25 protein-coding genes are annotated in these 25,402 nt (G+C 64.8%); 11 read left to right on the top strand and 14 right to left on the bottom strand.

Annotation, left to right across the window (positions count from 1 at the left end):
• Positions 1-3 precede the first annotated feature (3 nt).
• Positions 4-528, bottom strand: coding sequence for a (2Fe-2S)-binding protein (locus ACVWYI_RS18465; RefSeq protein ID WP_456662819.1), 525 nt, complete (start codon positions 526-528; stop codon positions 4-6).
• Positions 525-3,296 (bottom strand): xanthine dehydrogenase family protein molybdopterin-binding subunit, encoded by a 2,772-nt coding sequence (locus tag ACVWYI_RS18470; RefSeq protein WP_456662820.1) that lies wholly within the window; start codon positions 3,294-3,296, stop codon positions 525-527. The genes ACVWYI_RS18465 and ACVWYI_RS18470 overlap by 4 nt, the downstream gene beginning before the upstream one ends.
• Positions 3,297-3,530: 234 nt before the next feature.
• On the opposite strand from ACVWYI_RS18470, the gene ACVWYI_RS18475 reads away from it, so the two are divergent.
• From ACVWYI_RS18475 to ACVWYI_RS18485, 3 genes are all read left to right on the top strand, one after another.
• Complete coding sequence (locus ACVWYI_RS18475) at positions 3,531-5,132, top strand: multicopper oxidase family protein (protein ID WP_354103589.1); 1,602 nt, start codon at positions 3,531-3,533, stop codon at positions 5,130-5,132.
• 134 nt (positions 5,133-5,266) lie between these two features.
• Positions 5,267-6,889, top strand: a complete 1,623-nt coding sequence (locus ACVWYI_RS18480; protein WP_247440463.1) for an ABC-F family ATP-binding cassette domain-containing protein — start codon at positions 5,267-5,269, stop codon at positions 6,887-6,889.
• A 71-nt stretch (positions 6,890-6,960) separates the two neighbouring features.
• A complete protein-coding gene (locus tag ACVWYI_RS18485) occupies positions 6,961-7,836 on the top strand; it encodes an MBL fold metallo-hydrolase (RefSeq protein WP_456662821.1) in 876 nt (291 codons plus the stop codon).
• 90 nt (positions 7,837-7,926) lie between these two features.
• Here the strand turns inward: ACVWYI_RS18485 and ACVWYI_RS18490 are convergent, their stop codons facing one another.
• Positions 7,927-8,175: a hypothetical protein gene (locus ACVWYI_RS18490; protein WP_456662822.1), complete on the bottom strand. Its 249-nt coding sequence runs from the start codon at positions 8,173-8,175 to the stop codon at positions 7,927-7,929.
• 188 nt (positions 8,176-8,363) lie between these two features.
• Here ACVWYI_RS18490 and ACVWYI_RS18495 point away from each other — a divergent pair, with 188 nt between their 5' ends.
• Positions 8,364-8,831, top strand: coding sequence for a cupin domain-containing protein (locus tag ACVWYI_RS18495; RefSeq protein ID WP_247440468.1), 468 nt, complete (start codon positions 8,364-8,366; stop codon positions 8,829-8,831).
• 5 nt (positions 8,832-8,836) lie between these two features.
• Here the strand turns inward: ACVWYI_RS18495 and ACVWYI_RS18500 are convergent, their stop codons facing one another.
• Positions 8,837-9,799 carry an alpha/beta hydrolase gene (locus tag ACVWYI_RS18500; protein WP_456662823.1) on the bottom strand — a complete coding sequence of 321 codons (963 nt, stop codon included), beginning with the start codon at positions 9,797-9,799 and terminating at the stop codon, positions 8,837-8,839.
• Between the two features lie 116 nt (positions 9,800-9,915).
• On the opposite strand from ACVWYI_RS18500, the gene ACVWYI_RS18505 reads away from it, so the two are divergent.
• Together ACVWYI_RS18505 and ACVWYI_RS18510 are read left to right on the top strand one after the other, a co-directional pair.
• Positions 9,916-10,593, top strand: a complete 678-nt coding sequence (locus ACVWYI_RS18505) for a nitroreductase (RefSeq protein WP_456662824.1) — start codon at positions 9,916-9,918, stop codon at positions 10,591-10,593.
• A 145-nt stretch (positions 10,594-10,738) separates the two neighbouring features.
• Positions 10,739-10,942 carry a hypothetical protein gene (locus tag ACVWYI_RS18510; protein WP_247346629.1) on the top strand — a complete coding sequence of 68 codons (204 nt, stop codon included), beginning with the start codon at positions 10,739-10,741 and terminating at the stop codon, positions 10,940-10,942.
• Between the two features lie 65 nt (positions 10,943-11,007).
• Here ACVWYI_RS18510 and ACVWYI_RS18515 read toward each other — a convergent pair whose 3' ends face one another.
• The 3 genes from ACVWYI_RS18515 to ACVWYI_RS18525 are packed head-to-tail and all read right to left on the bottom strand — an operon-like array spanning position 11,008 to position 13,600.
• A complete protein-coding gene (locus ACVWYI_RS18515; protein ID WP_456662825.1) occupies positions 11,008-12,126 on the bottom strand; it encodes an HD-GYP domain-containing protein in 1,119 nt (372 codons plus the stop codon).
• 50 nt (positions 12,127-12,176) lie between these two features.
• Positions 12,177-12,497: a PilZ domain-containing protein gene (locus ACVWYI_RS18520; RefSeq protein WP_247346643.1), complete on the bottom strand. Its 321-nt coding sequence runs from the start codon at positions 12,495-12,497 to the stop codon at positions 12,177-12,179.
• A complete protein-coding gene (locus ACVWYI_RS18525; protein WP_456662826.1) occupies positions 12,494-13,600 on the bottom strand; it encodes a DUF2336 domain-containing protein in 1,107 nt (368 codons plus the stop codon). The genes ACVWYI_RS18520 and ACVWYI_RS18525 overlap by 4 nt, the downstream gene beginning before the upstream one ends.
• Before the next feature lie 304 nt (positions 13,601-13,904).
• Between ACVWYI_RS18525 and ACVWYI_RS18530 the strand changes: the two genes are divergently transcribed.
• Complete coding sequence (locus ACVWYI_RS18530; RefSeq protein ID WP_456662827.1) at positions 13,905-14,852, top strand: helix-turn-helix domain-containing protein; 948 nt, start codon at positions 13,905-13,907, stop codon at positions 14,850-14,852.
• Between the two features lie 45 nt (positions 14,853-14,897).
• Entirely contained in the window at positions 14,898-15,488 is a 591-nt protein-coding gene (locus ACVWYI_RS18535; protein ID WP_247440483.1) for an NADPH-dependent FMN reductase, read from the top strand.
• A gap of 6 nt (positions 15,489-15,494) precedes the next feature.
• Here the strand turns inward: ACVWYI_RS18535 and ACVWYI_RS18540 are convergent, their stop codons facing one another.
• Together ACVWYI_RS18540 and ACVWYI_RS18545 are read right to left on the bottom strand one after the other, a co-directional pair.
• The gene (locus ACVWYI_RS18540) at positions 15,495-17,576 is read right to left on the bottom strand and encodes a methyl-accepting chemotaxis protein (protein ID WP_456662828.1); all 2,082 of its coding nucleotides are present in this window, start codon (positions 17,574-17,576) and stop codon (positions 15,495-15,497) included.
• 89 nt (positions 17,577-17,665) lie between these two features.
• A complete protein-coding gene (locus ACVWYI_RS18545) occupies positions 17,666-18,106 on the bottom strand; it encodes a DUF1810 domain-containing protein (RefSeq protein ID WP_456662829.1) in 441 nt (146 codons plus the stop codon).
• Positions 18,107-18,297: 191 nt separating this feature from the next.
• Between ACVWYI_RS18545 and ACVWYI_RS18550 the strand changes: the two genes are divergently transcribed.
• From ACVWYI_RS18550 to ACVWYI_RS18560, 3 genes are all read left to right on the top strand, one after another.
• Complete coding sequence (locus ACVWYI_RS18550) at positions 18,298-19,251, top strand: DUF2778 domain-containing protein (RefSeq protein ID WP_456664543.1); 954 nt, start codon at positions 18,298-18,300, stop codon at positions 19,249-19,251.
• 64 nt (positions 19,252-19,315) lie between these two features.
• Entirely contained in the window at positions 19,316-19,573 is a 258-nt protein-coding gene (locus ACVWYI_RS18555; protein ID WP_247346656.1) for a hypothetical protein, read from the top strand.
• A gap of 146 nt (positions 19,574-19,719) precedes the next feature.
• A complete protein-coding gene (locus tag ACVWYI_RS18560) occupies positions 19,720-20,811 on the top strand; it encodes a TRAP transporter substrate-binding protein (RefSeq protein WP_456662830.1) in 1,092 nt (363 codons plus the stop codon).
• Between the two features lie 74 nt (positions 20,812-20,885).
• Here ACVWYI_RS18560 and ACVWYI_RS18565 read toward each other — a convergent pair whose 3' ends face one another.
• The 5 genes from ACVWYI_RS18565 to ACVWYI_RS18585 are packed head-to-tail and all read right to left on the bottom strand — an operon-like array spanning position 20,886 to position 25,381.
• The gene (locus ACVWYI_RS18565) at positions 20,886-21,668 is read right to left on the bottom strand and encodes an ABC transporter ATP-binding protein (RefSeq protein ID WP_247346660.1); all 783 of its coding nucleotides are present in this window, start codon (positions 21,666-21,668) and stop codon (positions 20,886-20,888) included.
• Positions 21,656-22,711 carry a dihydrodipicolinate synthase family protein gene (locus ACVWYI_RS18570; RefSeq protein ID WP_456662831.1) on the bottom strand — a complete coding sequence of 352 codons (1,056 nt, stop codon included), beginning with the start codon at positions 22,709-22,711 and terminating at the stop codon, positions 21,656-21,658. Before ACVWYI_RS18570 ends, ACVWYI_RS18565 begins: the two co-directional genes overlap by 13 nt.
• 6 nt (positions 22,712-22,717) lie before the next feature.
• On the bottom strand, positions 22,718-23,539 hold the full coding sequence (locus ACVWYI_RS18575; RefSeq protein ID WP_456662832.1) for a GNAT family N-acetyltransferase: 822 nt from the start codon (positions 23,537-23,539) through the stop codon (positions 22,718-22,720).
• Entirely contained in the window at positions 23,526-24,563 is a 1,038-nt protein-coding gene (locus ACVWYI_RS18580; protein WP_456662833.1) for an NAD-dependent epimerase/dehydratase family protein, read from the bottom strand. The genes ACVWYI_RS18575 and ACVWYI_RS18580 overlap by 14 nt, the downstream gene beginning before the upstream one ends.
• Before the next feature lie 47 nt (positions 24,564-24,610).
• On the bottom strand, positions 24,611-25,381 hold the full coding sequence (locus tag ACVWYI_RS18585; RefSeq protein WP_456662834.1) for an ABC transporter permease: 771 nt from the start codon (positions 25,379-25,381) through the stop codon (positions 24,611-24,613).
• Positions 25,382-25,402 lie beyond the last annotated feature (21 nt).

Here is a 25,402-nt window from a genome sequence, read left to right on the forward strand (position 1 = left end):
GTGTCACTTGGTGGCCATGAGGTAGCGGTTCGAATCGGCCAGGATCATGTCGCGCACCGCCTCGTGATATTTGATGTAGCCGGTGCAGCGGCAGAGATGGCCGTCGAGTGCATCCGCGATGGTCTGCTCCAGTGCCTCGCGCGCGACCGGTGTCCGCGACAGGCGCTCCAGCAAGACCTGGCCCTCATTGAGGAAGCCGGCGGTGCAATAACCGCATTGAAAAGCGAAATGATCGATGAAGGCCTGTTGCAGCACCGAGAGCTGGCCGCCTTGGGCGTGGCCCTCGACAGTGCGGATCGATTTGCCGTCAAAGGACACGGCGGGCGCGACGCAGGTGGGGCTGGTGGTGCTGGTGCCGTCGGGCGCGTCGACGATGATGGCGCAGCTCAGGCACTGCGCGGCCCCGCAGCCGAACTTTGTCCCGGTCATCCCGAGCATCTCGCGCAAAAAATCGTTCATCGAGAGGTCGTCGCGGACGTCCATCGGGCCGTGCTTCCGGCCGTTGATGGTGAGGCTGAGGGTGGTCACGCGAGCACTCCCTTCAAGAGGTTTGCTGTGACCGGCAGCGCGCGGAAGCGATGGCCGGTGGCGTCATGGATGGCGTTGATCAGCGCCGGCACGATCGGGATCATCACGACCTCCGCCATGCCCTTGGGCTCCTCGTCCGGCGTCAACGGCTTCAGCATCTCGATCTCGAGATCGCGGAGCGGCAGGTCGGAGCCGCGTGCGACCAGATAGCGCCCGAGATTCCATTCGCCGTTGCCCGGGCCGCCCTCGAACGGCGGCAGGGTTTCGAGCAGCGCGTAGCCGACGCCCATGGCGAAGCCGCCCTGGGCCTGACCCATCACCACCTCGGGCACCAGCGCGGTGCCGCATTCGAACACGCTATAGGCCTTGGCGATGCGAAGCGCGCCGGTTGCGCGCTCGATCTCGACGCGGACGACCGTGCCGCACATCGAGGTGTAGGCGGTGCCGATCCGGTTGTTGTCGGTCGGCGGAAACTTGACGCTGACGCGGTTGATCCGCTCGAACTTGCCATTGGCGCGGCGGATCGCGAGCGCGTCGATGTCGGCGCGGTATTGCTCGCCGGACAGCGGAAAGCGTGCGCGCGACCACGCCCAGCGCGAAAAACTGTGGGCGACTGCGCCGGTGACGAAGCCGCGCGCATGCGCAGTTGCGGCGAGCGCAGGGAGGGCCAGCGGCCCGAGGCCCGGCATCGTGAGCTGGCCGTTCTGCCAGCTTGCGCTGGCCCATTGCCGTGCGCGCGGATCCGTCTTTGCGATGCGCCACAGCTCAAGCGCCGCGGGCCACAGGCCGAAGCGGAAGATGACGCGGGCGGCTTCCGCGGCGGAATGCGTGCCGACATGCGCGCCGATCGAGGAGCTTGTCGGCGAGCTGATCGCGGGTACCCAGCGCGGATTTTTCTCCGCGGCATCCTGGGTCTTCTGGTCGATGGTGGAGGGATCGCCTGATGTGAACAGCCCGAGCACGTCATAGCTGTCGACGCGGGCGACCGAGACCTCGTCGGCGATGGCGCCGAGATGGCTGGCGACCCGGTTGGCCAGCGCCGTCCCGATGCCGTTGCCCATCTCGACATGATCGCAATAGATGACGATCCTGCCGTCGGGGGCAAGCTCCACGCGTCCGAGCGAGCCGTCCGCGCCGGAGCCATAGTCTTTCGTCACGCAGGCGACGCCGGTGCCGACCAGCCGATCCGACGATGTCTGTTTGAACTGTGCCCGCTGCTGCCAGATCGGGTGCTTCTCGAGCTTGTCGAGGATTTCGGGCGTGCGAACCGAGACGATGTAGGGATTGCCCGTCATGGTCCGGCCGTTCTGGGGCAGCGCATTGCGCCGCCGGAATTCGATCGGATCGCGCTTGAGGTCGGACGCCGCCTCGTCGATCAGGACCTCCAGCGCCGTCATGGCTTGCAGTATGCCGTAGCCGCGCATCGAGCCCGCGCTCACGCCGCGCGAGTGCACGGCGACGGTCCTGACGTCGACCTTCGGAATGTCGTAGATGCCGATTGCGCCAGTGGCCGCGACGACGGCGACGCTGGCCGAGAAATGGGCGAGCCCGCCGCCGTCGAGCACGTGGTCGGCGGCAAACGCCTTGATCTTGCCGGTCGCGCGATCAATGCCGATGCGCGAGCGCATCTTGATCGCGTGGCGCTTGATGCCGGCCTGAAACTGTTGGTAGCGGTCATGCGCCAGCCGCACCGGCTTGCCGGGAAAGCAGACCGCCGCGAGCGCAACATAGAGAATGAAAGGTGTGTGATCGCGGCCACCAAAACCGCCGCCGACATGGGCGAACTGCGCGTTGATGTGCGCCGGCTTGTAGGGCGCGCGGGCCTTGCCCAACAGATGCGCGATCGACTCCGCCGCCTCGTAGGGCGACTGGACGCCAAGCAGCAGTTCGAGGTTGCCGCCCTTGCCGTTGTACCAGGCGAGCCCGCATTCGGGCTCGAGGAACATCGGGTCGACCGATTGCGTCTCGAACTCGCGGTCGAGCACCAGCATGGAGGCGTCATCCGCTGCAAGCTCGGCACGGATCTGCTCGCCATATTTCGCCGCCTTGGCGTAATCCGCCGGCATTTCCTTGGCGAGCGGCGACCACACCGGCAGCGCCGCGCTCTGCACTTTCTTCGGCGAGACCCAGCCGGCCTGGAGCGGCGAATAGACATCCGGTTTGTCAGGCGAGGGACCTGCCACGCGGGTGAAGCGGAAGGCCCCGTAATCCGGGACGACGACAGGCCCGGTCTCCTCGCCGAATTGGACGAAAGTGCCGTCGCGCAGCGCGAGACGCGCCTGGTCGAAGGCGTCGAACTTTTCGAAGATCAAAAGCGCGACCGGCTGGCCGAGATAGAGCGGCGTCTTGCCGATCGGACAGAACAGGTCGCCCGCATAGAATTCCGGCACCTGCGTCCCGATCCGGTCGAGATCGGCGGCCGTCACGACCACCGACGGCTTGAGCGCGCCGCCGAGGCGGCCGAGGTCCATGCCGGTATAGACATGCGTGGCGTCATTGGCGCGGACCAGGATCGCGTGCGAGGTGGCCTGCGGCCAGCCCGGCAGATCATTGGCGCGGAAGTCGGAGGCGTAAAGCTTTGCGCCGGTGACCTTGGCGACCCCGTCGACACGGCCGGCGCCCGTTGTCGCGGGATTGAACTTGCCGCGTCCAGGCAGCGTCTCCTGGGCTGCGAAGGGAGCTCCTGCCGCCGAGGCAAGATGCGACAGGCTGACCGAAATGCCTCCCGCCGATAACCACTTCACGAACTCGCGTCGCGAAGGCCCCATGATCAGATCCTTGTACAAGGTTTCGAGAATATCATGATGCTGGCGGCATCGACGCCCGGAGAGTACGCGCCGATGCTAGCTCGAATCCGTCATGATTCGTCATACGACGATAGAAAGGGTCTGGGCGTTTACAACCGGTGAATGCGGTATGCTTGCCGGATGGAATTGTCGTTTCGCGCTTGCTTTAGGATCGAATCAAACAGAAGACGGATTGGCAACGGGGGCGAAGCGCAAATGCAGCACGATTCGAACGACGTCTCGCGCGTCAGGGCGGAAACGACGAACTTCTCGCGGCGCCAATTGCTCGATTACGGTCTCAAGGCAGGCGCCTTGTCCCTGGTCGCGGGGGCAGCGAAGGCCCAGCATGCCATGCACGACCATGCGGGCGCCTCGCACGCCGCAGACATGTCGCCGACCATGGGCATGGTGCCGGAAACGCCGGCTCCCGCCATGGACCAGCCGCTGGTCGAGCCCGAGGTGCGCAGATCCGTCAATGGCGTGCTCAGCACCACATTGCGCGTCGGCTATGCCTATCGCCAGATCGGCGGCGTCAAGCTCTATGTCAGGTCGTACGACGGCGGCAGTCCCGGTCCGACCCTGCGGATGAAGCCCGGTGAGACGCTGCGGATCAAGATGATCAACGACCTGCCGCCGAACCGCGATGGGTTGCCCGCGGACATCAGCCATCCGCACCAGTTCAACAACACCAATTTCCATTTCCACGGCGCGCATGCGAGCCCGAGCGGGATTGCGGACAATGTCATGCGCTCGATGGCGCCGGGTCACAGCTACAACATCGAGATCTCGCTGCCGGCCGACCACACCAGCGGCACCTATTGGTATCACCCGCATCACCACGGCAGCGCCGATATCCAGATGTCCAGCGGCATGGTGGGCGCCGTCGTCATCGAGGGCGATTTCGCCGGTGTGCCGGAGATCATGGCCGCGCGCGAGCGCCTGCTGGTGCTGACCCAGGTGGTCTACGACGCCAAGGGCATGGTCGAAAATTTCGAGACGCTGTTTCCGGAGACCGCGACGCGCTTTCTGGCGATCAACGGACAACGACGGCCGGCGATCGAGATGCGTCCGGGCGAAGTGCAGCGCTGGCGCATCCTCAATGCCGCCTATCAGGACGACATGCTGCTCGATCTCGAGAAGCACGATCTGCATGCGATCGCCTATGACGGAATCCAGCTCGGCGCCATGCAGTCGCTCAAGCAGGTCCTGATCGCGCCCGGCCAGCGCGCGGACATTCTGGTGAAGGCAGGCGGCCCCGGCACCTACGCCTTCAACGCCGCGCCCTACGACCAGGGGCATCCTTCGCCGGTCGGGCCGCTGGCGCGGGTCGTCGTGGCTGGCGCGCCGATGGACATGAAGCTGCCGCGCGCCCTGCCGCCGGCGCCGCTCGCGACCATCAAGGATTCCGAGATCACCAACCGTCGCAAGGTGACTTTGTCGGCAACCGCGCCTGAGGCCGATGCGGCCGGCCATTGGCAGGAGTTCGAGTTCTTCGTCGACGGCAAGAAGTTCGATCCCGGCCGCATCGATCAGCGGGTCAAGTTGGGCGCGGTCGAGGAGTGGACCATCGTCAACACGCATGAGCATGACGACCACGTCTTTCACATCCATACCAATCCGTTCCAGGTGGTGTCGGTCAACGGCAAGGCGCTGGCCGTGCCGGAATGGCGGGATTCCGTGATCGTGGAGCGCAAGGGCGGCGAGGTCGTGTTCCGCTCGCGCTTCATCGATTTCACCGGTGTCTATATGCTCCACTGCCACATGATGAACCATGAGGAGATGGGCATGATGCAGACCGTGGAGGTCTACAAGCCCTAAGCCCAACCCCAGATTCTTTGTCGAATTGCGCGAGTTTGGGGGCCGGCGAAGGCGGAATCCGGGCCGGCCGGGCTTCCCCTGGCGGCCGGCATGGCCTATGACGCTGCAACGCAACAATCCCCCAAAAAGACCCCATGATCCGCCTCGACAACGTCAGCAAGCAAGCCGGCCACCAGATCCTGTTCATCGAAGCTTCTGCCGCCCTCAATAAGGGCGAGAAGATCGGCCTTGTCGGCCCGAACGGCGCCGGCAAGACCACGCTATTCCGGATGATCGCCGGCGAGGAACTGCCCGACGAGGGGCAGGTCTCGACCGATCGCGGCATCACCATCGGCTATTTCAACCAGGACGTCGGCGAGATGGCCGGTCGCAGCGCCGTGGCCGAGGTCATGGACGGGGCAGGACCGGTGAGTGCGGTGGCCGCCGAGTTGCGCGAACTCGAGACGGCGATGGCCGATCCCGACAAAGCCGACCAGATGGACGAGATCATCGCGCGTTACGGCGAGGTGCAGCACGCGTTCGAGGAGCTCGACGGCTACGCGCTCGACGGCCGCGCGCGCGAGGCGCTGTCCGGCCTCGGCTTCAGCCAGGAGATGATGGACGGCGACGTCGGCAAGCTCTCCGGCGGCTGGAAGATGCGCGTGGCGCTCGCCCGCATTCTCTTGATGCGTCCCGATGTCATGCTGCTCGACGAGCCGAGCAATCATCTCGATCTCGAAAGCCTGATCTGGCTGGAAAAATTCCTGCACGATTACGAAGGCACGCTGTTGATGACCTCGCATGACCGCGAGTTCATCAACCGCGTGATTTCGAAAGTGGTCGAGATCGATAGCGGCTCGCTGACGACCTACGCCGGCGATTACGAGTTCTACGAGCAGCAGCGGGCGCTGAACGAGAAGCAGCAGCAGGCGCAGTTCGAGCGCCAGCAGGCGATGCTCGCCAAGGAGATCAAGTTCATCGAGCGCTTCAAGGCGCGCGCGTCTCATGCCGCTCAGGTGCAGAGCCGGGTGAAGAAGCTCGACAAGATCGAGCGGGTCGAGCCGCCGCGCCGCCGCCAGACCGTGGCGTTCGATTTTCTGCCCGCGCCGCGCTCGGGCGAGGACGTCGTGGCGTTGAAGAACGTCTACAAGGGCTATGGCAGCAAGCGCATCTATGACGGCCTCGATTTCATGATCCGCCGCCGCGAGCGCTGGTGCGTGATGGGCGTCAACGGCGCCGGCAAGTCGACGCTGCTCAAGTTGATCGCCGGCGCGAGCGAGCCCGATAAGGGCACCGTGGCGGTGGGCGGCAGCGTCAAGATGGGCTATTTTGCCCAGCACGCCATGGACCTGCTCGACGGCGAGCACACCGTGTTCCAGTCGCTGGAGGAACAGTTTCCGACCGCGGGGCAGGGATCATTGCGCGCGCTCGCCGGCTGTTTCGGCTTCTCCGGCGACGACGTCGAGAAGCGATGCCGCGTGTTGTCAGGCGGCGAGAAGGCACGTCTGGTGATGGCGAAGATGCTGTTCGATCCGCCGAATTTTCTGGTGCTGGACGAGCCGACCAACCATCTCGATCTCGCCACCAAGGAAATGCTGATCACGGCGCTGTCGGATTTCGAGGGCACCATGCTGTTCGTCTCGCATGACCGGCATTTTCTCAGCGTTCTGTCGAACCGCGTGCTGGAGCTGACGCCGGAGGGCATCCACCAGTTTGGCGGCGGCTACACCGAATACGTCGCGCGCACGGGGCAGGAAGCGCCGGGGCTGCGGAGCTAGCATTCCGCTACGCGCCTTGACCCGTTGCTGCCGCCCGCTACGCTCCTTCCAAAAAGGGGAGCGAAACAAACATGAAGCAACTCCGGATCGGCGACATCACCATCGATGCGGTGATCGAACGGGAAGGGCCGTGGCGGCGGCCGCAGGATTTTTTCCCGGCCTATGACGAGGGCGTGTTCAAGCGCCATCTGCCGACGATGGAGCCTGAGGTGTTCGACGCCGCGCGCGGCATGATGGTGATCACCTATCAGACCTTCGTGGTGCGCACGCCACGCTACACTATTCTGGTCGACACCTGCACCGGCGAGGACAAGGGTCATCCGCCGCCGTTCGATTTTCCCGGCAAGGAGCGCTGGCGCAACGAATTGTTCGCGCTTGGCATCGGCTTCGAGCAGATCGACTACGTCTTCTGCACGCATCTTCACATCGACCACACCGGCTGGAATACGAGCTTGCGCGACGGGCGCTGGGTGCCGACGTTTCCGAATGCGAAATACGTCTTCCACAAGGGTGAGTATGCGGCATGGGAGGCGGAGAATGCCAAGGGCAGCAATCCGCCCGGCACCGTGTTTCGCGACAATTGCCTGCCGATCGTCGAAGCCGGGCAGGCGCTATTGGTCGATGATGATTACGCGTTAGACGACACCGTCACGCTGACGCCGACGCCGGGGCATTCGCCCTGTCATTGCTGCGTGAACATTTTCTCAAAGGGCGAGCGGGCGGTGGTCGCCGGCGATCTCATGCATCACCAGATTCAGTGCCGCGAGCCGGACTGGTCGGCGAAGCCGGATTGGGATGCCAGGCAATCAGCGGTGTCACGGCGGAAGTTTTTCGCCTCCGTTGCCGATACCGACACGCTGATCCTGCCGGTGCATTTCCCGATGCCGACGGTGGGGCTGATCAAGCCGCTCGGTGGAGCGTTCGATTATCGCTTCAAGCGGGAGTGACATTCGCCGTCATGCCCGGGACAAGCCCGCGCACGACGAGTACGTGGAGCAACCGTTCGCTAAAGACGCATCCAATTCGCAGCTCGCGCCTTACGCGCCGACTTCGCACTTCTTCATGAAGCTGTTCTTGGCGGCGCCGGCGAGCGGCTTGCCATCGGCGCTCATCGCCTTGGGCGCGCAGGCGTCGGCCTTGCACTTCTTCATGAACGACGTCTTCGCCGCACCGGCGAGCGCCTTGCCGTCCTTGCCGACCGCCTTGCTCTCGCAGGTGTCGTCCGCGAAGGCCGAACCCGCTGCAAAGGTCGCAACGATCGCAGCCAGGAAAGTCCGCTTCATCATGGTTGTCTCCCTAAACCAGAAATGGCACGCGGATTGGAACCGGGAATCGTGGCGCAATCAAGCAGGATCGGCGCCTGTGGCGCCATTTTGATCACCCGCGGGGGAGGATTGCGGCGTGTTGCGCTGCGCGCTGACCTGGCCGGGCAACCCTGCTAGCTTCGGCCGAGTTTAGCTGGAGGAGCATCGTGATGGACGCCGTGATTCCGAAAGTGCCGGAGGCCGCCGCTGATCAGCATTCGCATCTGGTCCGGCCTCAAGAGATGGAATGGCAGAAGACGCGCTTTCCGGGCTGCGAGGCCAAGACGCTGCTGTTCGATCGCAGCAGCGGTCTGATGACCGCCCTGATGCGCTTTGCGCCGGGATCGGTGCTGCCCGATCACGAGCATGTCGGCGTCGAGCAGAGTTACGTCATCGAGGGCGCTCTCGTCGACAAGGAGGGGCCGGCCAAGGGGATCGCCTGCAAGGCCGGCGAATTCATCTGGCGCGAGGCGGGCAGCCGGCATGCCGCCTGGTGCCCGGAGGGTGCCTTGATCCTGGCGATCTTCCAGGTGCCGAACAAGTTCTTCGAATCCGACGGCCGCGTCGTCGATGCCGCCGGGCAGGATTGGGACGAAACGTGGGGACGCACCGACGCGCAACCGGCGCGGCGCGCCTAGCGGTCTCATACGCCCCGCGCGAGCAGCGCCTTGAAGTCCGCGCGTGCACGCTGCGCTTCGGCGCGCGCCACCTCGGAGGCGTCGCCGAGGCCGAAATAGCCGTGGATCAGGCCGGCGCCCTCATGATGCTTCACCCGCACACCGGCCGCCTCCAGCGCCCGTGCATAGGCCGCGCCCTCGTCGCGCAGGGGATCGTACCAGGCAGTGGTGACGATCGCGGGCGCGACGCCGGCGAGCGATGTGGCGCGTAGCGGTGAAACGCGCCAGTCGGTCGCGTGAGCCGCATCGGCGAGATAATGACCGCAAAACCACTCCATCACGGCGCGCGAGAGGAAGTAGCCTTCGGCATTCTCGGCGCGCGAGGGAAAGGGCGCGTTCTCGCGCGCGTCCGCATAGCTGCCAACGACGTCGGTCACGGGATAGACCAGGAGTTGCGCGGCGAGCTTGATGCCGGCGTCGCGGCAGGCGATCGCGGTGGTGGCGGCGAGATTGCCGCCGGCGCTGTCGCCGGCAACGCCGAGGCGTTTTGCATCGCCGCCAAATTCCGCGACGCGGTTGAAGATGTCGCTGACCGCGGCGAAGGCGTCCTCGAAGGCGCCGGGAAAGCGCGTCTCCGGCGGCCGCCGGTAGTCGACGGAGATAACGACGGCGCCGGTCTCGATCGCAAGGTTGCGCGCCTGCCGGTCATGAGTCTCGAGGTCGCCCGCGACCCAGCCGCCACCATGGAAGAACACCACGGTCGGCGCGGGATTGGTGCCGACCCGGTAGACCCGTGCGTCGAGCGGGCCGGCGTCGCCTTTCACCTTGATATCCGCGACGATGTCGACCGGCGGCGGCGCTATGGCCGCGCGCGAGGCAGCCAGTGCGCGCAAGGAATCGCGGGCGCTCTGTGGCGTCATCGTCGTGTGATCGCGCATCGGCAGCAGCGGAATGATCTGGGCGATGACGGGGTCGAGCGGTGCGGCCATGGGATCCTCACAGGGTTCTTGGTCTTGCTTGCGGGTTAGCATAGATATTGCGCGCCGCATCGGCAACCGCTCGCATGTTGCGATGCCAGGGGATGAACGGGCAGGGAGGTCTTGAGGTGGAATTCGAAACGCTGGTCCAGTCGCGCCGCAGCGTGCGTGGCTTCAGGAACGAGCCGGTGCCGCGCGCGGTGATCGAGGCGATCATCGACAGCGCCAAGCGTGCGCCGTCGTCGATGAACACCCAGCCCTGGCATGTCCACGTGCTCACAGGCAGCCCGCTGGAACAGCTGCGCCGGCGCAACATGGAAGAAATGGTCGGCGGCGCCAAGGTCAAGCGCGACATCGTCAGCCACGGCGAGTACCAGGGCGTTCACCGGACACGGCAGGTCGACATCGCCAAGCAATTGTTCGGCGCGATGGGGATCGCGCGCGACGACAAGCCGATGCGGCAGGACTGGGTGCTGCGCGGCTTCCGCCAGTTCGACGCGCCGGTGTCGCTGGTGCTGACGTATGATCGCGTGCTGGATCCCGGCGCGGTCTGCCATTTCGATCTGGGCGCGCTCTGCTACGGCATCGTGCTCGCGGCCTGGGACCGCGGTCTCGGTTCGGTGATCAACGGGCAGGGCATCATGCGCTCCGACATCGTGCGCGGGGTCGCAAACATTCCGGAGGACGAGGTGATCATGACCTGCGTCGCGATGGGCTATCCCGACGACAACTTTGCCGCGAACGCGGTGCGCTCGGACCGCGAGGGCAACGACGATTTCGTTCGCTATGTCGGATTCGCCGAGTAGTGCACGTCGAGTAGTGCACGCAGAGGAGATTATTCTCTCGACGATTTTTTTTGGGCGTAGAGCCAGGCGGCCTCTTGCAATCTCGATCATGCAGGAGGAACAATATGCGGACTGAGAGGTTTGTTGCTGGCGCGAGGGAATTGACATGCGGCGGCTGGCTAGCCTGGTTCGGCGGTTCTTCGGCCCGCGGGTGCGGCGCCCGATCGATGATGATCCAACTCTTCCTTTCACACCCGACGAACTCGGCCGGCTGATCCGCAGCGGGCGGCACGAGGACATGAAGCTGCTGGCCGAAGGGCTGGCCTGCCGGTCCATCCCGCGCCGCGCCAGACATCGCGCCGCGCACTAGACTTGCGCACTAGACTTGCGCACTAGACTTGGGCACTAGACTTGGGTCGAGACGGGTTGCTGCGCTCACCTCGTGAGAGCGACCTGCCTGAACGCGGTCAGCAGTGCCTTCTCCAGCTTTCCGCTCATCCCGCAGAGAATGTCATAGGCCTCGCCGCGGGGCAGGGTCGGCTTGTAATGCCGATACTCGATCAGGGCCGCGAAGATGTCCGAGATCGTGAGAATCCGCACGACGTCGCCGATGCTCTCGGCCCCGAGCGCATCCGGATAGCCGCTGCCGTCGAGAAATTCGTGATGGTGGCGCACGGCGTCGAGGGTCTCCGGAGATATTTTCTCGTGATCCTTCAGGAAGTCGTAGCCCGCCGCCGGATGCGTCTCGATCATGGTGCGCTCGTCCGCATCGAGGCGGCCGGGCTTGTCCAGGATCGCGAGCGGGATCTGCGCCTTGCCGATGTCGTGGAACATGGCGGCCGAATACAGCCGCTCGAGATCGGCCCGGCCCACGCCGAGACTCAGCCCGAAGTCGATCGCCACGCCGGTCACGAGCAGGCAATGCTGGTAGGTTCCCTCGTGGTGGCGACGCACCGTGGTGAGCCACTCGGACAGGCCATGCTGGGTGATGCGATCGGCGATCTGGCGGCCGGCTTCCTTCGTGCCGTCGACGTCAAGGGGCTCGCCGAGCGTGACGGCCGTGAACATCGAAGCGATGGCGGTCGCCGCGGTTTCGACTGCATTGTCCGGCTGCGGCGCGTGACCTGAGGAAGCAGACGCCTCTTCGGCGGGATCAGCCAGCGCTGCCAGCAGCTTGATCTTGTCGATCGTCCCGGGAAGGACGAGCGTGGCCCCGAGCGCGTAGGCCTGCGAGATACTCATGTGAGAGGAGTGCTCGACCAGGAAGATGCGCTTCGTCGCCTTCGCGAGCTTTGCGGCTCGTTTCTTGATGGCCGCAACGGTGTGAACGTCACGCAATTCCGCACGGATGACGATCGCGAACGGCACCTGGGAAAGCTTGGCTTCCGCGTCGAGCCGTTCGCCTGCGACGGCAAACTGTTGCGCGAGAATCGAACAGACGCTCGACAATTTGTCGGAGGAATCAGCCAGCACATGCACGAACGCGCGTGCCGCTTCCTTCTCTCGGATGCCGTCGCTTTTGACCGGGCGGGATATGGTTCGCGCGTTCTGCACGGTTGACCTGAATTATGCTGGAACTGGATGGGGCTGATGAATCCTTGGGCCTATTTCCTCTGAGCGGCAGTCTGCGCGGCGGCTGCCGGTTTCTTCTTGCTATCTGCGGTGATGAAGTGAACGCCGGCCGTGGTGCCGTCGATCCACACCAGTTCGCAGCGCCGGAAGGCGAGACCGGTCGAGGACAGCAGCAGGAAGAACTCCTTGGCCTGGAGCACGTCGAGCGTGCCTTCGACCTCGATCTTCGCGCCGCTCTGAGACACGTCGAGCAGGATGCAGCTGCGTCGCCAGGTGCCGTCCGAGCCCATCAGCTTGACGCCCTGCTTGTGATCCATCCGCACGCGAAGCGCCTTGCGGCCATCGAACTTCATCGGTTAATCCCCATTTTCGCGCCGCGGTTTCCCCGATCGCTTGTACCGGCGCTTGCTGCGATTTCTCCCCAGCGCACGGTCCATTGGCTGGTCGACAGAAGAAGTGTCTCGAACATGTGTTGCGCACGTTCGCGCTCGGCAAAGGACAGCCGTGTGCCGCTGCGATTGGTGAGGATCGCAAGTGTGGTTGCCCAGTTCAGCCGTGACGCCCGACAGGCCATGACCAGCCCCTCGCAGTCGTCATCGGTCATGACGTGCTCGACAATCTCGATCGGGGCCGCCGACAGCACCGACAGCGCCGTGAACAGGTTGGCGGTCTCGCCGCGGATCGCAAAGCGGTTCACCGTGGAATCGTTGAGCTTGCCGACGCGGTTAAGGGCGACGATCTCCGGCCGTGCGCCCGCATAGTCGGCCGGACAGACGGGCTTGAGCGGAGCCGGTGCTGGAACCTGCGCGGGCGAAACTGCCGATGCGTCGAGCCTGGCTGGCTTCGTCGGGCCGGGTGAGGCCGAGAGCAGCCTTCGCACGACCAGGTCGGGCGTGCCGGGCCGCAGCGCCAGCGCCTTCATGATCTCGCCGTCCTGCTCGGCTTTCGCGACCAGCGTGTCATAAGCCGCGTCGGAAAATTCGGTCCCCGGGTTCTTGATCAGGGCAAGGCAGATCGAGCTGCCGCGCCTGATCAGCGCCTCGGTCACGGCCGGCTCGATCGCGTTGCGGGCAGCGATCGCGCGTAGATGCCGCTCGCCACTGGAGGCTGCGACCGCCACGAGGTCGGCTGCGGCGAGTGCCTGAGATCTGAGCAGGACGGGACACGCCACGTCCGCATCGGCGTGCGAGGCGAGCCGCCGCAACGTCTCCGGCGGAGCCGCCTTGAGTTCGGCAAGCGCGGCACCGAGCTGAATCAGAGCAATGGCATCGACCCGTTCCGTCAAACGCAGCAGAACGCCGTCGACCACACCGCAGAGCAATTCCTGAGATCGGTCGCCGCTGCCAGTGAGCAACTGCACAATACCGGAAAGGATCCGTGCGCAGCGGTCCGGCGGACACGTTGCGACCGCATCTTCCAGTTCAACCAGAACATCAGCAGGCGAATTTGCCATCATGGCAGGGGCCTGTATTCAAAATGAACTTCGACTAACCAATGACCTCCATTGTGCCCCACAGGCGTTAATTTGAAATTTAGACCTTGAGCGCCCGGGTATTGGCGCACCGCCGATACTGCCGGAAACGATATCGAAATTCGGCGAGGCTTGATCCGGCGACTTGTCCTTTCAACGGGACCCTCGCCAACTGATCGAGACGGATTAAGATGATTCTTTCGGTCCCACGGGACGCCGAAAGGGGGGAAACTCGAACCGGCATCGTCGCCGGGCGCGCGTCTGTTGCGACGCGACGTTTCGTATTGCCATGAACAGTGTTGATGACGCGCCCAGGTTGGCGCCAAAGATATTTCGTTTTTCCGACGTCGATGAATTTCGGAATGCCATACGCGGCCTGAATTTCGAGTTCACGCCCTTCGTACGGAGGATTTCGGCCGAGCAGACGATTCTGTCGCTGCCCGGCTGCGACGTGAATTTGACGCGCGCGTTTCCCCGCATCGTGGACGCACAGCTGGTCGAGAACTGCACCGCGATCGGGTTCACGATGGACGACCTCAACGTGCCCATCCGCTTCAATGGCTCGCAGCGCGCCCGGCCGGTTATCGTCATCGGCAGCGGCGGCGCCGCTTACACCACCATCGAGGAGGTGCAGCGGCAAATTGCCTCGGTGGTGTTCAGGCCGGAGGTGATGGATCGCGGCTGGCCGCACGCAGCCTCGAGCTTCAAGATTTTTGAAACGCCCGTCGTGGGCCTGAACCGGCTGCGCAGCGTGGTTCGGGAGGTGCTGGCTGCCGCGTCGGAACCCGTCGGTGCAGCGGAGGTGCCGTTGAAGGGCGCAGCCATGAAGGAATCGCTGCTTGGAGCCGTCGATGACGCGTTCGACAGCGTTGTCCCCGCACGATGGACCCTGCGTCCCAACGACGAGCGGAATTTCAAGATCTTCCGGAACATTCGCGCGCTTCTGTCCGACGACCTCTCGCAGCCGATCTACAGCGAGGAGATCGCGCGCAAGCTTAACCTGCCCGTGCGCACCATGCACGACGTCGTCCGCCGTTATCGCGGCATGAGCCTGCATCGCTATTTGCGCCTGCGCCGGCTGTGGCTGGTGCGCCAGCGGCTGCTCGTTGGCGCCGACAGCGTCAAGGCCGTGGCCCTGGCGTTCGGCTTCTGGCATCTCAGCGACTTCTCCAGAAGCTATCGCGATCAGTTCGGCGAGACACCATCGCAAACGCTGGAGCGCGGCCGAGGCCGATAGCGGGACAAATGGATTGGGGCTGTCCCTTCGTGCTAGACTGCGGCCATGAGCAATCGCATCCTCGTCCTCTATGGTTCCTACCGTTCGGACCGCATGGGCATCCGCCTTGCGAATTTCGTCATCGATCGCCTGCGCGGCCGCGGCGACGACGTCGTGTTGATCGACGCCAAGGCGATCGGCCTGCCGATGCTCGATCGCATGTACAAGGAATATGCCAAGGGCGCAGCACCCGAGGCGCTGGAGAAGCTGGCCGGAGAGATCCGCGGCGCAGACGGTTTTGTCTTCGTCACCGGCGAATACAATTGGGGAATCCAGCCGGGGTTGAAGAACCTCACGGACCATTTCCTCGAAGAGTGGTTCTGGCGTCCGGCCGCGATCGTCAGCTATTCCGCCGGCCGGCTGTCGGGTGCGCGCGCCTCGACCGCATGGCACGGCACGCTCTCGGAAATGGGCATGGTGGTGGTATCGAGCACCATCGGCGTCGGCCCGATCGCGCAGACGCTGTCGGAGGCGGGCGAACCGATCGGCGAGGGCGGCAAGGCGCTGGAACGCTCGTTCCCGCGCTTCGCCGACGATCTCGCATGGTGGATCGAGGCCGCCAAGGCGCAGCGGGCGCGCAAGGCGCCGCCGTATTGAACGGCTTTACGCGGCCCTAACCTCGCCGAGGAAGCGGTCGAACTGTCCGGCGAGATCGCGTGACTGCGTCGACAGCTGCTCGGCCGCGCCCAGCACCTCCCTCGCGGCCGTGCCGGTGTCGTCGGCGGCGCGCTGCACGCCTGATATGTTGGTGTTGACCTCCTGGGTGCCGCGCGCGGCCTCCTGGACGCTGCGTGAAATCTCCTTGGTCGCCGAGCCCTGTTGCTCGATCGCGGCCGCAATCGCGGTGCCGATCTGGTCGATCTCGCCGATCACGTCGGCGACGTTGCGGATCGCGGTCACGGTCTCGTCGCTCGCGGCCTGGATCGCCGAAATCTGCTCGGAGATTTCGGTGGTGGCCTTGGCGGTCTGGCCCGCCAGCGACTTCACCTCGGACGCAACCACCGCAAAGCCGCGGCCGGCGTCGCCGGCGCGTGCGGCCTCGATGGTGGCGTTCAGCGCCAGCAGATTGGTCTGCTCGGCGATGCTCTGGATCAGCGTGACGACGTCGCCGATCTTCTGCGCGCCCTCGGCCAGCGAGCGCGCGGTGTCGCCGGTGCGGCGGGCGTTGTCGACGGCGCGGGCCGCGATCTCGGTGCTTTGTGCGACCTGACGGCCGATCTCCGCGATCGAGGAGGTCAGCTCTTCGGTGGCGCTGGCGACGGTCTGCACGTTGGTCGAGGTCTGCTCGGAGGCGGCGGCGACGACCGCGGCCTGGCTGTTGGTCTGGGCCGCCGTCGTGGTCATCGACTGCGCCGTGCTCTCCATGGTGGATGAAGCGCGGGACAGGCCGCCGACAAGCTCGGTGACCTTGGTTTCGAACGCACGAGTGAGCCCGTCGAGCGCCTGTGCGCGGCGCATCTTGCCGTCGTTCTCGGTCTGCTTCTCCGCCGCGAGCCGGTCGGCCCGGATCATGTTGTCCTTGAACACTTGAACGGCGGCGGCCATCGCGCCGATTTCATCGGAGCGCTCGGCGCCGGGGATATCTTCCGCAACATCGCCGTCGGCAAGCCGCGACATCCGTGTCGTCAGGTTCACGATCGGGGCGCAGACGCGGCGGCGGACCATGACGATAAGGCCGGCGCTGGCGATCAGCACGGCGAGAAGGCCGATCAGAGCGACCGTGAAGCTGGTGCGCGCGGCTGAAGACGCGCCGGCGAGGATCTGCTCCGCGTTATCGTAAAAGGCATCGCGAACGCCGATGATGGAGCCGAGCCCCTTTTGTGACGCCGCGTAATAGGTCTCGACGTCGTGCTCGTACTTGCCGCTGACGGCGCCGTCCTTGACGAGCTTGAGCTCGCGGCCGAACTCCTCGACGTAGCGCGAATTCATGGTTTCGAGCGCGCCGCCGACATTGGCCGGGGTCGCGGGATTGCCACGCAATTCCATCAGCGACATCACGATCTGGTCGCTGCGGCCCTGCATGCGGGCAACGTCGGCCTTCTCGGCGTCGGTGGCGACCTTCTTGCCGCCGACGAGGTTCTTGTGAACGCTGGCATTGAGACCGCCGATGTCGCGCAGCGTCATGGCGATGTTGGCGTTGTTGGACTGGCGGTAGGCATCGCCATTGAGGATCGCCATACGGCGCACCTGCTCGTTGAGCAGTGCGGTCACGCTGCCGTTGAGCACGGCGTTGTCGGCGACGACCTTCTTGGCGGCGTCCTTGCGCGCCTCCGCCGGCCCGGCGATCGCCTTGTCGATGGCCTCGCGCAGGGCGGTGAACTTCGCGTTGATGCCGTCGATATTGCCGCCGAGGGCGGTGCCGTCGTCGAACGGGCCGGGCAGCTCCTTGCGCAGCGCGTTCATCCTGTCGCGGGCGCCGTCGGTCTGCTTGCGCAGCTTGCCTTGCTCAGCGAGTTGCGCCGGGTCGACCGTGGCAGGGCCGTAGAGGATGTTGGTCGAGAAGCCGCGTTCGGGATTGAGATAGCGCGGGATGTCGCTGACGGCGCGGACGATCGCGAGCCGGCCCTGGGCTTCGGTGATCCGCTCGATTGTCTGGTACTTCGTCACGGCGACGTAGACGGCGAGGCCGCCGCCCACGGTCGAGAGCGAGACGATGGCGGTGGTCAGGAGCGTACCGATTTTCATGATTCTGTCCGGCAATTGGCGCGGGGGAATTATTTTGCACGAACAATAGGCAGGCGATGTTAATCCCGGGTTTACGCTCGTGGCCGCGGTCACCTGGCCTTTCGGTCAAGGGCGGCGAGGATCTCCAGCGTGGCGCCGTCGCGCTCGCCCGAAAAATAACGGGCGAGCGCCTGATCGAAAACAGGTTCGTCGGACACCGCGCCGAACAGCGTCATCGACGAGCGGAATTTGGCGTCGTCGGGCGCACCGAAGATGGCGTCGATGGTCCGCCCCTCGACGGCGAGCACGAGCCTCGTGCATTCGATCAGACGCGGACCGAGGACGGGATGGGTGAGGTAGGCCTTGGCCTCGGCGCGGGAGGCGATGGCGTAGCGCTGCGACATGGCGCTGAAGCCGAGGCCGGCGACCTGCGGGAAGACGAACCACATCCAGTGGCTCTGCTTTCGGCCCCGGGTCAGCTCCTCCTGGACGTCGCGAAAAACCGGGTCCTGGGCCCGGACGAAGCGCGTTAGATCGAAAGGATCGGTCATTGGATACCCTGGGGGAGCCTTGGCGGCCGCGATTATGCCTAACTTTTGGCTCCCAATGTGGTAGCTGGTATAGAATCTCCGGGTGGGGGTGGGTCCCCCCGGGGGTCGATTTTGGGGATCTGATGGTTTCCGACCGCGCACAAGCCGAGGGGCTATTGTCGCGCCGCCGTATTGGGCGAGCCGAGACGATACTGCTATCTTTGGCCGCCGTCGCGCTGGCGCTGGGCGCTGCCGCCTGGGTCGCGGATATCGGCGATTCGGCCTCGCTGGCCACCGCCGCACTGCCGCCGGCCAATGCCCCTTCGTTCGATGATCGTTTCGCTTCCACATCTGGCAGTCCGCCCGCCCGCGAGCTCGGCCTGCGGACGCTGGAGCGCTCCACCTTCAATGCGGTCCAGCTCAAATTGCGCGACGCAAAGGCGATGCTCGCCCAGAAACTTCAGGGCGACGATTGGCGCGCGACCCTGACCGATGACGACAGGCACGTGGTCGACGAGACAAGGCCTTCGCAGCGGGCCGATGGTGGCGTCCCGATGCCGCGCTCGCGCCCGGCCCAGGCGGACTTCTCCGCCCAGATCGCCTCCAGTCAGGCCTTTGCGGATGCCAATCCCAGGATCGACAACCGCAACTTCTTCGAAAAATTCACCGACAAGATCAAGCTGGCCTCGCTGACGCCGGACAGCGGCCTGTTCGGCAAGGCGCCGGATCTCGCCGCCCTCGGCTACGATTCGCGGACCGCGGTCTATGACATCTCGGCCAAGGCGCTCTACCTGCCGAGCGGCATCGCGCTGGAAGCGCATTCGGGCATGGGCGCGCTGATGGACGACCCTCAGCATGTCGACCAGCGCATGGTCGGCGCGACCCCGCCCGCGACCTACGACCTGAGGCCGCGCGAGAAGCTGTTCCACGGCGTCCGCGCGCTGCGCTTGACCCCCGCGGAGGGCACCAGCGCGCTCGGCCGCGTCGGTCTTCTCACCCACAATTTCATGCTCGGGCCGCGCGGCGACTCCAACGGCTGCGTTTCGATCAAGGACTATGATCGATTCATGAAGGCCTACGACAACGGCGAGTTCAACCGCCTGATCGTGGTGCCGCGCCTGAGCGGATCGGCGACCGCCTCGCAGCGCGCGAGCACCGACTCCTGATTGGCCTGCAACGGCGGGGCTACCGTTTTCCCTTCATTAAGCCGTCATCGTCCAGAAGCAGCCCATGAGTGATCCCCAAAATTCCGAGACCCCGCTGCGCACGACGTTCAAGATCAAGCTGAACGGCGACACGCTGGCGATTGCGACCGTCGGCCAGGCCTATCAATTCCTCACCAACTTCAAATCGGTCGAGTGGATGGAATTCCGCTCGCTGCATGAAGACGCGGTCGCCGCGCTCGAAGGCGCCGCCGACAACGCCATGCTCGTAGTGCAGGCGACCAACGCCGTGCGCGCGCTGTTCGTGAGCGCGAAGCTGCTCTGAGAGCAACACTGCGTAGCCTGGATTGCGTTACGCTCCATCCGGGCTACCGCTCACAACTTGAACTCCGCTATAGGAACAGGCAAGGGCCCGCGAAGGTCGTTGCTCCAGGCCGGTACATTCAAACATACTTCAGGGAGAGACCCATCATGAAACGCCGTACATTCCTCAAGGGCGGCGCCGTCGCCGGTGCGACGACGCTGGTTGCCGCACCTGCAATTGCGCAAAGCGCGCCCGAGATCAAATGGCGCCTGACCTCGAGCTTCCCGAAGTCGCTCGACACCATCTACGGCACGGCGCAGACCTTTGCGAAATACGTCGCCGAAGCCACCGACAACAAATTCCAGATCCAGACTTTTGCGGCCGGCGAACTCGTCCCCGGCCTCCAGGCGCTCGATGCCGTCAGCGTCGCGTCCGTGGAGATGGCACAGACCCCGCTCTATTTTTACATCGGCAAGGAGCCGGCGCTGGCTTATGCGACCGGCGCGCCGTTCGGCATGAACCATCGCCACCAGGAATCCTGGTGGGCGTTCGGCGGCGGCGCCGAGCTCACCAACGAGGCGCTGAAGCCGTTCAAGGCCCACGCCATTCTCTGCGGCAATTCCGGCACCCAGATGGGCGGCTGGTTCCGCAAGGAGATCAAGTCGGTCGACGATCTCAAGGGTCTGAAATTCCGCATCGCGGGCATGGGCGGTCATGTGCTGGCGCGCCTCGGCGTGGTCCCGCAGCAGATCGCGGGCGGCGACATCTATCCGGCGCTGGAGAAGGGCACGATCGACGCGGTCGAATTCGTCGGTCCCTATGACGACGAAAAGCTCGGTTTCCAGAAGGTCGCCAAATATTACTACTTCCCCGGCTGGTGGGAAGGTGGCGCCATGCTGCACATGATCGTCAACGACGAGAAGTGGGCTTCGCTGCCGAAGCAGTATCAGGCGATCGTCAACCAGGCGGCGTCAGCTGCGGGCGCCTGGATGCTCGAGAAATACGACAGCGTGAATCCGGCGGCGCTGAAGCGGCTGATCGCCAATGGCGCGGAGCTGAAGGCGTTTCCGCAGCCGGTGATGGAGGCCTGCTACACCGCGACCCAGGAGCATCTGAACGAGCTCGCCGCCAAGAACGACCTGTTCAAGCGCACCAAGGAGAGCCACGACGCGTATATGAAGGAGCTGCTGTTCTACACGCAGATCGCGGAAAATTATTACGACAATTATCTGCTCGGCAAGATGCGCAACAAGACCTGATCGCAGGAGGGGCGCGGTGCTTACGCCGCGCCCAGCTTTCGTAGCCCGGGCTACAGGATTAATCGCGCAGCGCCTCACGCCGCGCCGAGGCCCAGCTTCTCATAGACCCGCCTTGCATAGGCGCCGAAGGCGTCGGTCGTCTTGAGCGGAAGGTCGCGCGGGAAGGGCAGGTCGATCGGGAAATAATCGGCCATCTTTGCCGGGCCAGCGGTCAGCACGGCGCAGTGCGAGGACAGGAACACCGCTTCCTGGATCGAGTGCGTGACGAAGACGATGGTCTTGCCGCTCTCGCGCCAGATCCGCAGCATCTCCAGATTCATCTGCTCGCGCGTCAACGCGTCCAGCGCGCCGAACGGCTCGTCCATCAGGATCAGTTTTGGGTCGTGAATGAAGGCGCGCGCGATTGCGGTGCGCTGCTGCATGCCGCCGGATAGCTCTCGCGGATATTTCTCCTCGTAGCCCGCGAGCCCGACCAGATTGAGCAGATCGCGCGCCCGCCCGCGCGCGGCCTTGATCGGCAGGCCCACGATTTCCGCCGGCAGCAGTACGTTGTCCAGGATCGTCCGCCATTTCAGCAGCAGTGCCTGCTGAAACACCATGCCGACGTCGCGGGTCGGATCGAACCGGCTTTTGGCATTGCCGATCTTCACGGTGCCGCCGTCGGCGCCGTGCAGCCCGGCCAGAATCTTCATCACCGTGGTCTTGCCGCAACCGGACGGGCCGACCAGCGAGACGAGCTCACCTTCCTGCACGTCCATGGTGACGTCGGAGACCGCCAGGAATTCGGCGCCGCGGCTACGGTAAATCTTCCGGACGCCGCGCAGGCTGATGAAGGGCTCTTCGGTCATGCCAGCCATTTGTCCAGGTTGGCGCCCACGAACGCGTCGTCGCTGAGGTCGGCGTGCTCGCGGTACACGCGATCGATCTCGTCTTTCTGGCCGGGGCTGAGACCCTCGTTCGGATCGAGGCACCACAGGCCCTGCATCAGGCCCTGTCGCCGCAGCACCTCGTGGCAGCCGGCGATGCAGCCGTGAAAATTATTGGCGACGTCGAAGAAGGCGCTGTTGCAATCGGTGACGCGGGCATCGAGCGCGAGCAAATCGGCCGGGACGCTGTCCTTGTGCCGTGCCGCCTTGCAGCGCTCGAATTGCTTGATCGCGGTCGCCGTCCACACCGACCAATGGCCGAGCAGGCCGCCCTTGAAGTAGGTCCGCGTGGTGACGCCGTTGTCGCGCAGGTCGAACGGCAGCATCAGGTCGAGCAAGATGTGATCGTCATTGCCGGTGTAGATCGCGACGCGGTCGAGCGCGCCGGCCGCGGCGACGCCGCGCAGCACGTCGAGTGTCCGATAGCGGTTGAACGGCGCGATCTTGATCGCGATGACATTGTCGATCGAGGCAAAGCGCTGCCAGAACCGGCTTGAGAGGATTACGCCGCCGACCGCCGGCTGGAGATAGAAGCCCACCAGCGGAATTTCGGCCGCGACCGCCGTGCAATGCGCGATGATCTCGTCCTCGGAGGCGCTCTTCATCGCGGTGAGACTGAGGAGCCCTGCGTGATAGCCGATGTCGCGCGCGGTGCGGGCTTCTGTGACGGCCTGCCGGGTCGGGCCGGCGAGGCCCGCGACCATCGCCAGCGGACGTTTGGTCCAGTTCGCCGCAGTCTCGGCGGCGAGCTCGAGCACGGGACGGTAGAGGCCGACATCGCGGATCGCGAACTGCGTGGTGTGCACGCCGACCGCAAGGCCGCCGGAGCCGGCGTCGATGTAATAGCGCGTCAGCGCGCGCTGATGCTTTTGGTCGAGCTGGCGTTCGGCGGTGAGCGCGAGCGGATGCGCCGGCAGCACGGTGCCGTCGGCGATCAGCTTGCGGATTTCGCTGTTGATCTGGCTGTGGTGCATGATGTCCTATCCGAATTCGGGGCCGGCGACGGCGAATGGCATGTCTTCACCCGCTGCGGTGGCGGGGCCGAACCGCATGCGCTGGAACGGCCGCTCGATGGTCCAGCCCGATGCGGTCAATCCTTCAGGGAATGCGGCTTGTGCCGCGACGGCGTCGAGCAGCAGCGGTCCGCTCTCCGATTGCGCGATCGCATCGACCAGGGTCAGCGCGGCTGCGTCGTCGTCGGCAAACAACGGGCCGATATGGCGCGCGATGCGTCCGTCGCGAACCAGCGCGATGGCGCCGTTCGCAGCGACGATACGTGAGCCGGGCCGCCGCGCAAAGGCAGAGAGCAGGGCGGTGCGATCAAAACCGGTAGCCCGCAGGTCCCGGGCACGAAGCGCGTCCAGCGTCGCGGATGAAGGTGCCTGCGCGGTCGCGTGACCTGATTTCACCAGCTTCAGGCGGCGCAATTGCAGCGTCGGCGTGAACCCGAGCGGTCCATAGACGGCGACGCCATCGGGCGTCGCATCGAGCCAGCTCGTCAGGCCATTTTCGCGCGCCGTCTTCATGCAGGCATCGACCAGGCGCGTTGCGAGGCCACGGCGGCGGTGCGTTGCCGACACCAGCACCATACTGATCCAGGCGTTGTTGCCGGGGTAGGGGAGTAAAGCCGCCGTAGCGACCAGTCGCGCGCCGTCGCGGATGCCGAATACGATGCCTTCGTGCAGGAAGATGCGCCAGTCCTCCTCGGTCTGGTTCCAGTGTGCTTCCGTCGAGAGAAGCAGGCCCGCGGCGGCGTCTTTGACGCCGAGTTTGATGACGGGCAGGCCGTCAGTAGCGTCCATCGCGCACCTCGTACTTGGTGGGCTTGCCGAGGCTCGGCATGGCGCGGGACACCCAGTCCGCCGTCCAGGTGATCAACTGCTCGGTGTCGACGACGGGCAGGCCGAACAGCTCGACCGCCTTGGACGTGTCGGTCAGCCACGCCGTCGGCTCTTCCTTGCCTGTCAGCACCGGGGCACGGCCGAACCTTGAGCCGAATTTTTGCGCGAGATCGCGCACCGCCAAAATCTCGTGGCCGCTGACATTGATCGGCGAGGTCGGCGCCGTGCAATGCGAGAGGCAACGCAGCGCCTGCGACGAGGCATCGCCCTGCCAGATGAAATTGACATGACTGATGCTGACGTCGATTGGCGTGCCCGTGAGCACTTTCACGGCGATGTCGTGTAGTACGCCATAGCGCATGTCGATCGCATAATTGAGGCGGAACAGCTGTCCGGGCGTTCCGAATTTGCGCGAAAAATATTCGAACATGCGTTCGCGGCCGACGCAGGACTGGGCGTATTCGCCGGGCGGGTTCGGTGGCATGTCCTCGGTCGCGCCTTTGCCGTCCACGGGAACGAAGGGATAGATGCAGCCGGTCGAGAACGCCACGATCCGCGACGACGGGAAGGCCTGGGCGACCAGCGCCGGCACGTGCGCATTCATCGCCCAGGTCAGCGACAGATCACCCTCCGCGCCGAATTTGCGGCCGGCCATGAAGACGATGTTGGGCGCCTTCGGCAGCGCCTGAATTGCGGTCTCGTCCATCAAATCGCAATTGATCGTCTCGACGCCGCGCGCGTGAAGCCAGTCCTTGACGCTTGCGTCGCTGAAGCGGGCGACGCCGATGACACGGCGATCGGGCACCGCGGCTTTTGCGAGCCCCGCCAAGGTCGGTCCCATCTTGCCGGCCACGCCGAGGATCATGATGTCGCCCTTGACCTTGGCGAGGTCGTCGATCAATGCCTGCGTTGGGCGGCACAGAAGATCGTCGAGCGCGGCGATATCGGGGATGGTCTTCGGCAGGTTCTGGCGGGTGAGGAGCATGGATCTGGTCCTTGGTCTTTAAGTCTGCCGTTTTCAGGTTTGTGTTTTCAGGTTTGTCTTGCGTCGCCGACCACGAACATGCGTTCGAGGACGAGAACCAAGCCATAGAGAGCGACGCCGAGCAGCGTCAGCAGCACGACGGCCATCACCATCGCGGGCGTGTCGAGCGACGACTGCACCTGGATCATGAGGTAGCCGAGCCCGCGCTCGGAGGCGATGAACTCGCCGACGATGGCGCCGGCGACCGCGAGGATGGCGCCGACCTTCATGCCGGAGAATATGTAGGGCAGCGATCCCGGCAGCTGGATCTTGCGGAACAGCGTCCAGCGCGAGCCGCGCAGCGATTTGACGAGATCGAGCAGATCAGGTTCGACCTCGCGCAAGCCCCGCGCGGTGGTGAGCAGGATCGGAAAGAAGCAGATGCTGAAGGCGATCAGGATATTCGGCACGATGCCATAGGAGAACCAGACGATGAGGAGCGGGCCGAGCGCCACTTTCGGGATCATGTTCAGCGTCACGAACAGCGGCAGCAGCACGAGGCTGAGCAGCGGCGCCCAGCTGAAGATGACGGCCAGCGCGACGCCGACGAATGCGCCGAGCGCAAAGCCGCCGAGGATCTCGATCGCCGTCACCAGCGTATTGGCGCCCCAGGCGTAGGTAGCGGTGCCAAGCGTCTGGATTGTCGCCAGCGGTGAGGGCAGGATGAATTTCGGCACGTGGAAGGCATCCACCATGACCTGCCAGAGCACGAGCACGGCGAGATGCACGATCAGGACGATCGCAAAGCTGCGCGTATTGCGGCCGCCGTCTCCTGCCACCGTTTGCTCCCTGTTGCCAGC

The organism is Bradyrhizobium sp. LB13.1 (assembly GCF_054056815.1).